Source organism: Shinella oryzae (assembly GCF_023038235.1).
In the GTDB taxonomy this organism is placed as follows: domain Bacteria; phylum Pseudomonadota; class Alphaproteobacteria; order Rhizobiales; family Rhizobiaceae; genus Shinella; species Shinella sumterensis.
Genome location: NZ_CP081987.1, coordinates 2,094,689 through 2,107,561, shown reverse-complemented (window position 1 = coordinate 2,107,561; position 12,873 = coordinate 2,094,689). Strand labels below are relative to the sequence as shown.

12 protein-coding genes and 1 pseudogene are annotated in these 12,873 nt (G+C 66.0%); 4 read left to right on the top strand and 9 right to left on the bottom strand.

The genetic code is table 11. From position 1 onward, the window contains the following. Positions 1–57: 57 nt before the first annotated feature. Positions 58–531: a VOC family protein gene (locus tag K6301_RS10375; RefSeq protein ID WP_247216672.1), complete on the top strand. Its 474-nt coding sequence runs from the start codon at positions 58–60 to the stop codon at positions 529–531. Positions 532–597: 66 nt separating this feature from the next. Here K6301_RS10375 and K6301_RS10370 read toward each other — a convergent pair whose 3' ends face one another. From K6301_RS10370 to K6301_RS10355, 4 genes are all read right to left on the bottom strand, one after another. Continuing rightward, positions 598–1,458, bottom strand: a complete 861-nt coding sequence (locus K6301_RS10370) for an anti-sigma factor family protein (RefSeq protein WP_247216671.1) — start codon at positions 1,456–1,458, stop codon at positions 598–600. Further along, positions 1,458–1,976 carry an RNA polymerase sigma factor gene (locus tag K6301_RS10365; RefSeq protein WP_160869739.1) on the bottom strand — a complete coding sequence of 173 codons (519 nt, stop codon included), beginning with the start codon at positions 1,974–1,976 and terminating at the stop codon, positions 1,458–1,460. Before K6301_RS10365 ends, K6301_RS10370 begins: the two co-directional genes overlap by 1 nt. A 192-nt stretch (positions 1,977–2,168) precedes the next feature. Beyond that, the gene (locus tag K6301_RS10360) at positions 2,169–2,771 is read right to left on the bottom strand and encodes a tetratricopeptide repeat protein (protein ID WP_247216670.1); all 603 of its coding nucleotides are present in this window, start codon (positions 2,769–2,771) and stop codon (positions 2,169–2,171) included. Between the two features lie 129 nt (positions 2,772–2,900). After that, complete coding sequence (locus K6301_RS10355) at positions 2,901–3,803, bottom strand: metallophosphoesterase family protein (protein ID WP_247216668.1); 903 nt, start codon at positions 3,801–3,803, stop codon at positions 2,901–2,903. A 109-nt stretch (positions 3,804–3,912) separates the two neighbouring features. On the opposite strand from K6301_RS10355, the gene K6301_RS10350 reads away from it, so the two are divergent. Beyond that, the gene (locus tag K6301_RS10350) at positions 3,913–4,410 is read left to right on the top strand and encodes an NUDIX domain-containing protein (RefSeq protein ID WP_247216667.1); all 498 of its coding nucleotides are present in this window, start codon (positions 3,913–3,915) and stop codon (positions 4,408–4,410) included. A gap of 1 nt (position 4,411) precedes the next feature. On the opposite strand, the gene K6301_RS10345 is transcribed toward K6301_RS10350, so the two are convergent. Next, the gene (locus tag K6301_RS10345; RefSeq protein WP_247216666.1) at positions 4,412–5,398 is read right to left on the bottom strand and encodes a glutathione S-transferase family protein; all 987 of its coding nucleotides are present in this window, start codon (positions 5,396–5,398) and stop codon (positions 4,412–4,414) included. A gap of 292 nt (positions 5,399–5,690) precedes the next feature. Here K6301_RS10345 and K6301_RS10340 point away from each other — a divergent pair, with 292 nt between their 5' ends. Together K6301_RS10340 and K6301_RS25090 are read left to right on the top strand one after the other, a co-directional pair. Further along, positions 5,691–6,191: a GNAT family N-acetyltransferase gene (locus tag K6301_RS10340; protein ID WP_134647248.1), complete on the top strand. Its 501-nt coding sequence runs from the start codon at positions 5,691–5,693 to the stop codon at positions 6,189–6,191. Further along, positions 6,179–6,322 (top strand): annotated as a pseudogene (locus K6301_RS25090) (endonuclease domain-containing protein); the annotation flags it as partial. The gene K6301_RS10340 and the pseudogene K6301_RS25090, both read left to right, overlap by 13 nt. A 10-nt stretch (positions 6,323–6,332) precedes the next feature. Here the strand turns inward: K6301_RS25090 and K6301_RS10335 are convergent. The 4 genes from K6301_RS10335 to K6301_RS10320 form a co-directional block, all read right to left on the bottom strand. Further along, positions 6,333–6,869 carry a glyoxalase superfamily protein gene (locus K6301_RS10335; protein ID WP_247216664.1) on the bottom strand — a complete coding sequence of 179 codons (537 nt, stop codon included), beginning with the start codon at positions 6,867–6,869 and terminating at the stop codon, positions 6,333–6,335. Between the two features lie 195 nt (positions 6,870–7,064). Next, entirely contained in the window at positions 7,065–9,137 is a 2,073-nt protein-coding gene (locus K6301_RS10330; protein WP_247216663.1) for a hypothetical protein, read from the bottom strand. A gap of 1 nt (position 9,138) precedes the next feature. Next, positions 9,139–11,949 carry a DUF4159 domain-containing protein gene (locus tag K6301_RS10325; protein ID WP_247216661.1) on the bottom strand — a complete coding sequence of 937 codons (2,811 nt, stop codon included), beginning with the start codon at positions 11,947–11,949 and terminating at the stop codon, positions 9,139–9,141. Beyond that, the gene (locus tag K6301_RS10320) at positions 11,946–12,863 is read right to left on the bottom strand and encodes a DUF58 domain-containing protein (protein ID WP_247216659.1); all 918 of its coding nucleotides are present in this window, start codon (positions 12,861–12,863) and stop codon (positions 11,946–11,948) included. Before K6301_RS10320 ends, K6301_RS10325 begins: the two co-directional genes overlap by 4 nt. Positions 12,864–12,873 lie beyond the last annotated feature (10 nt).

The following is a 12,873-nucleotide window of genomic DNA, read 5'->3' as shown; positions in this document are numbered from 1 at the left end:
AACGTCGTTCGTCTTCCAGATATCGATCAACCAGACCACTGAAGAGAGGATCATGTCATGGCGAAGAACACCATCTGCATCTGGTACGACAAGGATGCCGAGGCGGCGGCACGCTTCTACGCGCAAACCTTTCCCGATAGCTCTGTCGGCGCGGTCACGCGTGCGCCGGGCGACTATCCCAGCGGCAAGGAGGGGGAGGTGATCGTGGTCGCCTTCACCGTGGCGGGTGTTGAATGCATCGGCCTCAACGGCGGCCCGATCTTCAAGCACAACGAGGCCTTCTCCTTCCAGATCTCCACGGAGGACCAGGAGGAGACCGACCGTTACTGGAACGCCATCGTCGGCAATGGCGGACAGGAGAGCGAATGCGGCTGGTGCAAGGACCGCTGGGGCATTTCCTGGCAGATCACGCCGCGTGTGCTGACCGAAGCGCTTGCTGTCGGCGGTGAGGAAGCCAAGCGTGCTTTCAGCGCGATGATGACGATGAAGAAGATCGACGTGGCGGCGATCGAGGCGGCACGGCGCGGCTGAGGCCGGAGCCTCCCCATCCGGCGCGGGATTAGTCCCGCGTCGGACGATTCGGCAGACCGAAAAAACTCAGATCGTCGTGGAGACAGCCTCGGCGATACGCTCCAGATCCGGGTCGGCGGACGGGCCGACGACCACGAAGGAGGCATCGCCCTTCTGCCAGGAGATGAGCCCGACATCGTTGCGCATGCTTTCCACCATCGCGGTGGTCCCCTCGACCGGGTCGCTCTTCAGGAAACAGATCGCGAAGATCTCGTTTTCGGCGTCCCGGTAGAGCAGTTGCGCCGTCGGCTTGCCGTTGGCGACCAGCAGGCGTGCACCCTCGAAGGTCAGCTTCTGCGCCGTCAGGTCCGGCACGGTGAAGGCCACGCCGGTGCTGGCCGCGAGCCACTCCGCGATATGGTCCTTCTCGCTTGCCGGCACTTCCACGAGATGACGCGCCTGCCGCGCATAGATGCGGTGATAATCGGCGATATCGTCCAGCCAGGTGCGGGCGGGCGTGAACTCGTTTGCGGCGGACTGGAACGAGGTCTGCTTCTGCTCCGAAATCAGGTAGCCCACGGCGCCGCCGGCGAGAAAGATCACCAGCGAGGCGGCCAGCGCCTGCGGCCAAAAGGCGCTCCGGCGCGGGGCGCGGGTTTCCGAAATCGGGATGGCGGCGAAGCCGAGCGAGGACGATGTGTCGTCATCGCCGCCGCGGGCTTCCTTGATGTTGCGCACCAGATCGAGCGGGATGGGCTCCTGCAGCATCCTCTCGAAGGCGCGGGCGCCGAATTCGCTGCCGAGCTTGAGCTTTTCGTAGACGGCGCGTGCGGCAGCATCCTCGGCGAGGATCGCGTCGATTTCGGCCACTTCGTCCGGCGGCAACTGGCCGTCGAGATAGGCGGACAGGCGGACTTCCAACGGGAGACCCTGCGTACTTCCAACCATCAGGCCCTCCTTTCCGTCTGCTCGGAGATCATGGCCGACAGCCTGATGCGCGCCGCCGAAAGCCGGCTCATCACGGTGCCGATCGGTATGCCGAGAATATCGGCCGCCTCGCGGTAGCTGTGGCCTTCGACATTCACCAGAAGGAAGACGCTGGACAGGCCTTCAGGCATCGTCATGATCAATTTGTGCAACTGCTTGGCATAGACCGCCTTGTCGGCCGATGCCTCGATATGCAGGCTATCCTGCTCGGCCACGTCTACCGTGCCGGACCCTGTGCGGACCTTTCGCTTGCGGATTTCGTCCACCCAGAGATTGCGCGTCATTGCATAAACCCAGCTTTCGAGCCGGCCTTCACCGTTCCAGAGATGGCACCGCGTGATCGCTCTTTCGCACGCCTCCTGCACGAGATCGTCTGCATCGCTGCCGTTGCGCGTCAGTGTCATGGCGAAACGACGCAGCTTCGGCAGCAAATTGACCAGTTCTCGCCGGAACTCATTCGATTCAGCCGTCGGACGCATTGCTTTTCCAGGGAAACGTTTGGGATCAAGGCTCTATTCGCCGCCGCGATGACGGCGAATGCCTGATATGAAACATTCTTCCACTGGTCTGCAAGCATGAACGGCACCCGGATGAGCAGTTTCCTGCGTTCCCGTCTGGATTGTTTGTCGGTTTCCGGCGTCTTCAGCGTCCCGGGGCACGCATGGCCGATGTCAGTAGGTGGTGCGTTCGCCGCCAAGCGATTGCAGGAGCGCGCGATAGGCCCAGGTGTTTTCGCCGCCGCGGTCGCGAATCTCGACGAGCTGCACGCGGGCACCCTCGACATCGCCCTGCTCGAGCAGCGCCTGGCCCATATAGGAGCGGGCGAGAATGTAGTTCTCGTCCTTCTGGAGCGCACGCTTGTAGTAGGTCATGCCGAGCTCGATGTTGCCGAGCTTGCGGGTGTTGTAGCCCATATAGTTGAGGATGCGCGGATCCTCCTGGTCATAGGCGGCGCGCAGCGCGCGAAGCGCATTTTCATGCTGGCCGGCATAGGCGAATTCGCGCGCGGCTTCGTAGAGCTTGTCGTCGATGAGCCGCTCGCTCTTTTTCTGTTCCTCTTCCGTCGGCTTTTTCTCCACGGGCTTCAAGTCTTCCGGCGCAATGCATTCCTTCTTCTCGTCGCTCCAGATCTTGCCGTCGGTGCAGGTCGTCGTGGTCTCGGTGGCGACAGGGGGCGTAGTCGTATCGGACTCTGCGGCCCGCGCCGGCGAGAAGGCCGCAAGCGAGACGGCGGCGCAGAGTGAGAGCAGCAGTTTATGGCGGTGAATGGTCATGGTTCCCTCCGAACGTGTCGACTGCCGGGCGCTGGCCGTCAGGGAAGCGGGCCCGTCCGATGTCGTTGCATCCGGCGGGGCTGTCCAAGAAATCATGACGGTTCAATGGTGTGATCTATTCGGACGATTCTAGAATTTTGTCATTTCCGCAAGTGCCAGACTTTGGGCGTCCGGCGTCAGGGCGTAGCGCTCGCGCAGGATGTTCCAATCGCCCGGCGAACCGGAGATCGAAAACAGATTGTAGCCCGCCGGCGGTTTGTGCCCGCCCGGCCCCTGCGAGGCGGAGGCGATGCCGACGACCGGCACGGGCTTCGTCTGGCCGGGCAGCCAGTGCACGGTGTCGAGATGGGTATGGCCGTGCAGCACGAGCTCGGCCCCGCCGCTGGTGATGGTCGCGGCGAAGCGACGGATGCCGATCATGCGCTTGTGGAAGGCGGTGGCGCCGCGGATGGGCGGGTGGTGGATGAGCACGACACGGAACAGTCCGGCTTCGCCCGCCGCGCGCAGCATGTTGACGGTCTCGCGCGCCTGCCGCCTGCCGAAGTAGCCGGAGGCCGAAAAGGGCGGCGTCGCGACCGCCGTCGAGCAGCCGATGATGGCGACCGGCCCGCGCACGCGCAGATAGGGGAAGACGTGCATGTCCTCCTGCCATTCCACCGGGGCGGCGTCGCCGCGCATGTAGGGATACCAGGCGCGCGTCGATTTCTCGTAGGCGCCGCGCACATAGGCGTCGTGATTGCCCGGCACGACCGAGACGTTTTCCGGCTGACCGGCCTCGGCGAGCCAGTGGCGCACGGCCGCGATCTCCAGCCGCGAGGCGAGGTTCACGAGGTCGCCGGTGATCGCCAGGTAATCGGGCGCCTGCCGCTCGATATCGTCGAGCACGAGGTCGAGCGTATTGGTGAAGAGATGCCGGCGGCGATTGCGATGCCAGTTGACGAAGCCCGTGATGCGCTTGGAAAACAGTTCCACGAAGGTGAGGGCGGGCAACGGCCCGAGATGGACATCCGAGATATGGGCAAGTCTGAACATACCCTTCCTTAGAGCATAAGGTCGTTAAGGGAAACGCAAGGCGTGGATATTCCGGCCTGGGCGATCACGCAGGCTTGATTTGCGGACGGCGTTGCTGCGAAGTGCCGGAATGGAACAGGACACGCTGCCCGATTTTCCGACGCGAAGCCTTCAGGCGCGGCTCCTGACATGGGTGCTGCACCGCTATTTCGCATGGTCGCGCGGCATGACGATGGGCGTGCGTGCGGCCTGTTTCGATGCCGATGGCCGCGTCTTCCTTGTGCGCCACAGCTACGTACCCGGCTGGCATTTGCCCGGCGGCGGGATCGAACGCGGCGAGACCGCGATTCAGGCGCTGGCCAAGGAGATGCGCGAGGAGGGAAACCTCGAAATCGGCGCCGCGCCGCGCCTGCTTCATGTCTATTTCAACCGGCGGACCAGCAAGCGCGACCATGTGCTGTTCTATCGCTGCGACGGCGTGACCCAGACCGGCCCGCGGCTCAAGGACCGGGAGATCGTAGAGGCGGGGTTCTTTTCCCTTGACGCGCTGCCGGCCGCCACCACCGTGGCCACCCGCCGGCGGCTGGAGGAAATCGCCGGCCGGGCGCCGTTTGCGGATATCTGGTAGGTCAGGCGGCCTTCAGCTTTTCCCTTCCATGCGGCGCGCTCAGGTCGATGGCCGGTCCGACCGGGACGATGCCCGTCGGGTTGATCATGGTGTGGGAGCGGTAATAGTGCTCCTTGATGTGGCGCATGTTGACGGTCGCCGCGACGCCCGGCACCTGATAGAGCTCGCGCAGGTAGCCGTAGAGATTGGGATAGTCCGCGATCCGGCGGATGTTGCACTTGAAGTGGCCGACATAGACCGGATCGAAGCGCACCAGCGTCGTGAAGAGCCGCCAGTCTGCCTCGGTGACGCGGCCGCCCGTCAGGTAGCGGTTCTTTTGGAGCCGGTCCTCCAGGCTGTCGAGCGTTTCGAACAGCGTGGTGACGCTGCCCTCATAGGCGTCCTGGGTGGTGGCGAAGCCGGCCTTGTAGACGCCGTTGTTGACGGTGTCGTAGATTCGGTCGTTCAGCGCGTCGATTTCGGCGCGCAGGATTTCAGGGTAGAAATCGTCGGTCGAGCCGGTCAGGTGGTCGAAGGCGGAGTTGAACATGCGGATGATCTCGGCGGATTCGTTTGAGACCATGCGGTTCTGTTTCTTGTCCCACAGGACCGGGACGGTGACGCGGCCGGAATAGTGCGGATCGGCCTTGAGATAGACCTCGTAAAGCGCGGAGGCGCCGAACAGGGGATCGAGTGTGCCGCCGTTCTCGCCCTTGAATTCCCAGCCCTTCGACAGCATCAGCGGATCGACGACGGACACGGTGATGAGGTCTTCCAGCTTCTTCAGCGTGCGGAAGATCAGCGTGCGGTGCGCCCACGGGCAGGCATAGGAGACATAGAGATGATAGCGGTCGGCCTCGGCCGCGAAGCCGCCTTCGCCGCTCGGGCCCGGCGCGCCATCCGGCGTGATCCAGTTGCGGAACTGCGAAACGGAGCGCTTGAAATGACCCTTGGTGGCCTTCGTGTCGTACCAGACGTCGTGCCAGACGCCGTCAACCAGCATGCCCATGATCTTCTCCTTCTGATCGGCCCGGTGGCCGTGAACTTGCGGCCATAGATAGCGCATGGGGCCGCACTGGATAGGCGCAATTTCGTGAACAGTGCGTTTTGCCCTTTGACGGAAGCAAATTTTCTGCTATCGGCGCAGTCCAGCACCGGCACTCAAGCCGGCGAGGAAGACGAACGCATGTTCCATACGGGAAACCCACGACGACGCTGATGCTCCTGCTGCGCCCCCCTTCGGCGGCGGCGCCATAACCTGCATCCCCAAGCTCCGTATCCGGTTTCCCATCGCCATGAATATGCTCAAGCACGATCTCGTCTACCTGACGGAAGATGTCTCCCACGACGCCGCCATCGAACTCATCAATGAAGAAGCCTTCGGCCCCGGCCGGCATGTGCGCGCTGCCGCGCGCATCCGCGAGCAGGGCCCGCACGACCTTTCGCTCTCCTTCGTCTGCACGGATGACGGCGAAACGATCGCCTCGGTGCGCATGACACCGGTTCTGGCCGGCGGTGTGAAGGGCCATCTGCTCGGTCCGCTCGCCGTGCGGCCCTCGCACAAGAACCAGGGTATCGGCCGCGAACTGCTGCGCATCGCCTGCGCCTCCGCCCGGCGGAAGGGCTCCGAAGCCGTCATCCTGGTCGGCGACCCGCCCTATTACGGCCCGCTCGGCTTCGAGAAGGTCGCGTGGAATGCGCTGTCGTTTCCGGGACCGGTCGACCCGGCACGGGTGCTGGTCATGCCGTTTGCGGCCGATACGCACGAGCGGCTGAAGGGTGTGATCGCCTGGCGGGGGTGACGAGGGCGCTAACCCCCTCATCCGACCCTTCGGGCCACCTTCTCCCCGCAGGGGAGAAGGAAAAACGAGACGTTCGCGATCCTCCCTTCTCCCCGACCGGGAGAAGGTGCCGGCAGGCGGATGAGGGGGCCTCTCGACGCCTCAATCCTTCACTTCCATGAAGCGGATGCGGTTCTGGAACGGATCCGTCACCGTTACCTCCAACCGCGAGCCTTCATCCTCCAGCCCGGGCTTCATGTAGCGATAATCCTTGTCGATAAGCTCCTTCTGGAAGGCGCGGATGCCCTTCATGTAGACGACCATGTTGCCGCCGGGCGTGGCGTCGCCCGCATGTTCGGAGAGGTGCAGCCTGAGGCCGCCGCGCGAGACCTGCGTGTAGAGCGGGAAGTTCTCACCATAGCGATGCTCCCAGTCGACGGAGAAACCCAGGAAACCGAGATAGAATTCATGCGCCTTCGCAACATCGAAGATGCGCACGATCGGCACCGCCTGCTCGAAGGCGATGGCGCGCTCGGCGGGCTTTGCCTCGATCCTGGCCGACAGGATGTTCCAGGTGTCCGCGCCAAACTGGCGGGCGACGATCTCAAGCGCTTCACTGTGGGTGATCTCGATCTTGCGGGCGGCCAGCATGTCCCGCATGGCTTTCGCCATGGCCTTGGCATCGCGAAAATCGCGCATGTCCGTTCCTCATCTTCCGGCGAAGTCCCCGTCAGTGCCCGCATTGCCGACGCCTTCGCCCAACGATGAACGGTGGAGAAAAGGTTCTTGTGGAGGCGTTCGCCATACCTTGGGGAAAGGCGCGGGTCTGCCGGCCGCCTCCGGCCGTGCGGCCAGTCTAGCCCAGGCCGGCGTGGCCCGCCAGCGCTATTCGCGCTAGCGGCCTTCGCGATACCACATGGCGGAGAAGGCGAGCAGCAACAGCCCGGCGCCGGCAAAGCCGGCGAACAGCGGCAGGGAATTGATGCCCTTCAGCACGGTCTCGTCCGTCATGCGCAACGACAGGCGGCCTTCATCGACGGTGCGGACCTGCCCGGAGACCGGCAGCAGGGGCGGCAGCGAAACCGCGTCGCCCTCGGCGTCCACCAGCCGGCGCACGGTGCCCTTGGTGGCATCAGCAAGCGGCTTCAGCGTCTGCGTGGTGGAGATCGTCGCCTTGAACTCGGGCGCATCGACCGCGCCGACATGGACGAGGGCGTTGAGATCGCCGTTGGTGATCTCGTAGAGGCCGGTTTCCGTGGTCTGGACCTCGGCGCGGTAGAGGCCGGGTTCGGCCTCCGTCAGCGCGACCTGCTGTGTTGCCCCGGATGGCAGCTTGAGCGTGGCCTCGCCGGGCGCATCGCCTATGGTCTGGCGGTTGATCTGCAAGGTGCGGCCGAAGGTGCGCGCCGTCAGCGCCTCCTCCTCCAGCGCCGGCTCCTGCATCAGCCAGTGCGCGGTGCGCCGGTAGAGCGAGACATGCGGGCCGCCGCCTTCGAAGCCGCGTGCCCACAGCCAGCCCTGGTCGGAGAGCAGCATGGCGACGCGGCCCTTGCCGGCGCGGTTGAGCACGAGCAGCGGCTTGCCGTCATTGGCTTCCATCACGACGTTGCCGTCGGGGCGCTGGACGTCCACGGTGCGGAACCACCGGCCCCAGTGCGGCGGCTCGTCGTTGGCGCCTTCCAGGCCGCGCGTCACGGGATGTTTCCTGCCCTGGTCGGACAGCCGCGGATAGAACGGCGTATCGTTCATTGCGCCGGTCGGGGCGGCGGGCAGCACGACCGAGAGCGGCGTCAAGGCGATGGAATCGCTGCCCGCATGTTCGGGACCGGCGGCAATCAGCAGCGCCCCGCCGTTTTCCACATATTGCGCGATGTTGTCATAGTAGAGGATCGGCAGCACGCCGCGGTGCTGATAGCGGTCGAAGATGATGAGGTCGAACTCGTTGATCTTGTCCACGAACAGTTCACGCGTCGGGAAGGCGATGAGCGAGAGTTCGTTGATCGGCGTGCCGTCCTGCTTTTCCGGCGGTCGCAGGATGGTGAAGTGCACGAGGTCGATGGCGGTGTCCGACTTCAACAGATTGCGCCAGGCGCGTTCGCCGGCATGCGGCTCGCCTGACACCAGGAGCACGCGCAGGTTCTCGCGGATGCCCTCGATGACGTGGACGGCGCGGTTGTTGGCCGTCGTGATCTCGCCTTCGACCGGCGCCACCTCGAATTCGAGGATGTTGTTGCCGCCGCGCGGCACTGTGAATTCGAGCGGCTGTTCGGTGCCGGGCGTGGCATTTTCCGACGCGATCTCGTTGCCGTTGAGGCGCACGGTGACGCGCGCCGTGCCGCCGGGACCGGCACCGTCGTCCACCACGCGGAACTTCAGTTCCTGCTTTTCGCCGACGATGCCGAAGCGGGGCGCGCTGACCACCTCGATCCGGCGGTCGAATTCGTCGGGACGCCCCGTCACGAGCGCATGCAGCGGCGCGTCGAAGCCGGTGAAGGCGTCGGCGTCTGGAATGTCGTGCACCTGCCCGTCGGTGATCATGATCGCGCCGCCCACCCGCGAACGCGGCACGTCGGCAATGGCGGCGTTGAGCGCGTCGAACAGGCGCGTCGAGGGCGTGTCCGAGGTGCCGTCGTCGCGGGCTTCGACGATGCGCGGCTCGATGCGCGGATAGCGGGCGAAGCGCTCCTTCAGGCCCTCCAGCGCCGCATCGGTCTGGGCGGTGCGGGTCTCGTTGTCCTGGCTCTGGCTGCGGTCGACGATGACGGGGACGATGGTGGACAGCGCCTCGCGGTCCTCCTGAAGGAAGACGGGATTGGCAAGCGCCAGAACCAGAAGCGCGAGCGCCAGCGCCCGGATGACGGAGCCGCGCAGGCCGCGCCAGAAACCGAGGGCGGCAAGCGCAAGCCCGACGAGGCCGATGATGGCGATCGCGATCCAGGGCAGGAAGGGGGAGAATTGGAGCGTCATGTCACTGCCCCAGCCGTTCGAGGAGGGCGGGCACGTGCACCTGGTCCGCCTTGTAGTTGCCGGTCAGCATATACATCATGATGTTGACGCCGGAGCGGAAGGCGTGTTCGCGCTGCATCTCATCCGGTGGCACCGTCGGCAGCAGCGCCATGCCGTTGGTGTCGATGGCCCAGGCGCCGGCGAAATCGTTGCCGGTGATCATGATCGGCGAAACGCCGTCGCCCGCGCGCGCCGGCCGCGCTGGGTCTTCCGCGCGGTCGAGCTCCGCTTCGATCCACAGCGGGCTTCCGGCATAGCGGCCCGGGAAATTCGCCAGCAGATAGAAGGATTTGGTTAGCACGTGGTCCGCCGGCACGGGTTCCAGCGGCGGAATGTCGAGATTGGCGAGGATCGCCTGCAGGCGCTCCGTATTGGGGCTCGTCGCATTGCCGTCGAGCGTCACGAACTGGTCGCGCGTGTCGAACAGCACCGTGCCGCCGTTGCGCATATAGGCGTCGATGCGGCTGATCGCGGCGTTGGACGGCATGGGTGCGGTGGCGCTGACCGGCCAGTAGATGATCGGGTAGAGCGCCAGCTCGTCCTTCTCGATGTCGATGCCGACAGGCTCGCCGGGCTCCAGCGTCGTGCGGTAGGTCAGGAACTCCGTGAGGCCGGCAAGGCCGCGTTCGGAGATGCGGTCCACCTCGCTTTCGCCGGTCACGACATAGGCGAGATGCGTGGTGTCGAGCCGTGACAGGATGGTCTCGTCGCCGGGTTTGCTGTCGGCCGCATGACCTTGCTGCGGCATTGCCATCAGTGCGCCCGTGCAGAGGGCGAGCAGCACGGCGGCCGTCGCACTGCGGCGTGGCACGCGGCGGGCGGCAGCGGCAAAGGCGCCGCCCATCAGGAGCACGATGGCGCAATCGAGGATCAGCAGCAGGGCCGCGAGCGTGAAGAGATAGGGTTTCAGCGACCAGGTCTCCTTGCCGGCAAGCGGCTCGCGCAGGATGCTTGCGCCTTCGGGCAGGACAAGCGGGCGGATGGCGTATTCCGGCGGGAAGAGGTTGTGCGCGACATAGCCATCCTCCGAGCCGTAGAGGCCGGGGGGATTGTCGAAGCTCGCGACGACCTTCGACCCATCGCCGGCCGCGAGCGGCTTGGCCTCGCCGGTTGCGGCGGCAAGCGTGCCGCTCGCCGTCATCAGTCGGTAGGGGGGAAGGCCCGCCGCCGCCTGGCCGCCTTCGGCCGAAACGCCGCCGCCACGCGACAGCTGCACGGTGCGGCGGAGCATCTCCACGAAATCACCCGACAGCGGCAGGTTCGACCAGCCGGTTTCCGCACTGATATGGAAAAGCACGATGCGGCCGGAGCCGAGCGGGCCCGTCGTGACCAGCGGCGTGCCGTCGGCAAGGCTCGCCCAGGTGCGTTCGGCAAGGTCGGGCGTCGGCTCGGCAAGCACCTGCCGCTTGATCAGGATGTCCTGCGGCGCGCGCATGCCGAAGAACGGGCTGTTTGCCGGATAGGCCGACAGCGGCTGCGGCTCGGACCAGGACAGCGCGCCGCCGAGCGCGCGTTCGCCCTTGCGCAGCACGACGGGCACGAGCGGATCGTCGCCCGGAGCGGCTGCAAGGCGCGGGCCGGCGAAGCGGATGAGCATGCCGCCGGCCTCGATCCAGCGCTGGACCTCGCCTTGCACGTCTTCGGGAAGGCGGCCGATATCGGCCATGATCAGGACGGAGGGGTTCTGCTCGAGAATCTGGGGAATGGCGACGGAAAGGTCCGCCACATCAGGCTCGATGAGATCGGCATAGGGCGCAAGCGCCCGGTTGATGTAGTGCAGCGGCGACAGCAGCGGCTGGCTCGCGTCCACCACCTCGCCGGACAGGAAGGCGACGCGCCGACGGCGGAAGCCGTCATCGAGCAGGTAGGCGCCGCCGGCATTGGCGAGGCCGTCGATGCTGATGCGGGCAAAGTCGTTGCGCAGTTCGAAGGGGGCCGTGATGGTCCCGGTCGTCGTCGTCGCGCCCGCAGCGAAGTTCGCGGTGCCGGTGGCGATGGGGCGGCTGCGCGAATCGAATGCCGTCAGCGGCAGGCTGCGCGCCGGCCCGCCATCGAGGCGGGTCAGGGTGACGGTCAGCGCACCTGCGCCGTTCACCGCCGAGGTGATGGCGACGGCGGCTGCGCCGTCGCCCTCGATCAGGCGGAAATCGGCGGGCGAGAGGCCTTGCAGGGCGGTGACGGTTTCGTCCGTCTCGCCGCCGGCCATGCCGTCGCTGATGAAGGCGAGCGTGCCGGGTGCTGCGCCATCGAGCGCGGTGCGCAGCGAGGCGATGGCGGCGGTGCGGTCGGCGGGCAACGGGCGCGGTTCGGCGGCGGCAAGGCGCGTGCGCGCGGTCGCGGCATCGACCGGCACCGCATCATGCTGGCGGTCGGCAGTCAGCACCAGCGCGATCGGCACGTTGCGGCTTTCGGCATCGTCGATCAGCGTGGCGGCGGTGTCGACACGGTTTTGCCAGTCGGTGGCCGAGGCCCAGGTGTTGTCGACGACGAGCGCGAGCGGGCCGCTCGATGCGAGCGTGTTGGTGCGCGGGTTGAAGACAGGATCGGCGATGGCGAAAATGACCGCGGCCGCCATCAGCATGCGCAGCAGCGTGAGCCACCAGGGGCTCTGCGCCGGCGTCTCCTCGCGCTTCAGGATCGAGGCGAGGATGGCGAAGGGCGGAAAGACCTCGGCTTGCGGCTTGGGCGGCGTGAGGCGCAGCAGCCACCAGATGACGGGCAGCAGCACGAGCGTGGTCAGCACGGCGGGAAAGGCGAAAGCGAAGGCGCTCATCGGCCGCCCTCCGCCCGCATCGCCGGCATGCCGGAGAGATACATGTGCACGGCGACCAGCGCTTCGGAGGCGAGACGATCGGTCCGGTGCGGCACGAAGCTCCAGCCGAGATGGCGCAGGCTTTCGGCCAGCGTCTGACGGCGCGCGACATAGGCGCGGGCATAGTCGTCCTTCAGCGTCTCGGCGCGGCCGGCGGTGATCTTCTGGCCGCTTTCGGGATCGGTGAATTCGGTGCGGCCCGTATAGGGGAAGGTCTCTTCCGCCGGGTCCGCCACCTCGATGACGTGGCCCTTGAGGCCGCGGCGGGCAAGCGGGCCGAGGCGCGCCATGACATTTTCGACCGGATCGAGGAAATCGCCGATCAGCACCACATCGCTGTTGCCGCGGATCATGCCGGTGTCCGGCAGGCCGCCGGTGGCGGGGTTGTGCATGAGGGCGGTGGCAAGGCGCTCGGCGGCGTTGCGCGCGGCGATCGGTTCCATGATTCCGGGGCAGCCGATGCGCTCGCCGGAGCGCGCGAGGATTTCGGCCAGCGCCAGCATGATGACGAGCGCGCGGCTCTCCTTCGATACGGTGCCGAAGGTCGATTTGTACATCATGGAGGGGGAAAGGTCGGTCCAGACCCAGACGGTGTGGGCGGCCTCCCATTCACGGTCGCGCACATAGGTATGGTCGTCACGGGCCGAGCGCCGCCAGTCGATGCGCGACAGGCTTTCGCCGTCGACATAGGGCCGGAACTGCCAGAAATTCTCGCCGATGCCGCGCTTGCGGCGGCCGTGCCAGCCGGCGATCACAGTGTTGGCGAGGCGCTGGGCCTCCACCATGCAATCGGGAATGAGGGCGGCACGCGCCTGCGCGCGCGAAAGCACGTCGCGGGTCGGTGTTGGCTCGACGATCTGCCCGACGGAGGCCATGCGCTTTCTC

Excerpts from the sequence above, each read along its gene's own strand:
- K6301_RS10330 (WP_247216663.1), bottom strand. The coding sequence starts at position 9,137 with ATGACGCTCCAATTCTCCCCCTTCCTGCCCTGGATCGCGATCGCCATC.
- K6301_RS10320 (WP_247216659.1), bottom strand. The coding sequence starts at position 12,863 with ATGGCCTCCGTCGGGCAGATCGTCGAGCCAACACCGACCCGCGACGTG.
- K6301_RS10345 (WP_247216666.1), bottom strand. The coding sequence starts at position 5,398 with ATGGGCATGCTGGTTGACGGCGTCTGGCACGACGTCTGGTACGACACG.
- K6301_RS10340 (WP_134647248.1), top strand. The coding sequence starts at position 5,691 with ATGCTCAAGCACGATCTCGTCTACCTGACGGAAGATGTCTCCCACGAC.
- K6301_RS10370 (WP_247216671.1), bottom strand. The coding sequence starts at position 1,458 with ATGGTTGGAAGTACGCAGGGTCTCCCGTTGGAAGTCCGCCTGTCCGCC.
- K6301_RS10350 (WP_247216667.1), top strand. The coding sequence starts at position 3,913 with ATGGAACAGGACACGCTGCCCGATTTTCCGACGCGAAGCCTTCAGGCG.
- K6301_RS10360 (WP_247216670.1), bottom strand. The coding sequence starts at position 2,771 with ATGACCATTCACCGCCATAAACTGCTGCTCTCACTCTGCGCCGCCGTC.
- K6301_RS10355 (WP_247216668.1), bottom strand. The coding sequence starts at position 3,803 with ATGTTCAGACTTGCCCATATCTCGGATGTCCATCTCGGGCCGTTGCCC.
- K6301_RS10325 (WP_247216661.1), bottom strand. The coding sequence starts at position 11,949 with ATGAGCGCCTTCGCTTTCGCCTTTCCCGCCGTGCTGACCACGCTCGTG.
- K6301_RS10375 (WP_247216672.1), top strand. The coding sequence starts at position 58 with ATGGCGAAGAACACCATCTGCATCTGGTACGACAAGGATGCCGAGGCG.
- K6301_RS10335 (WP_247216664.1), bottom strand. The coding sequence starts at position 6,869 with ATGCGCGATTTTCGCGATGCCAAGGCCATGGCGAAAGCCATGCGGGAC.
- K6301_RS10365 (WP_160869739.1), bottom strand. The coding sequence starts at position 1,976 with ATGCGTCCGACGGCTGAATCGAATGAGTTCCGGCGAGAACTGGTCAAT.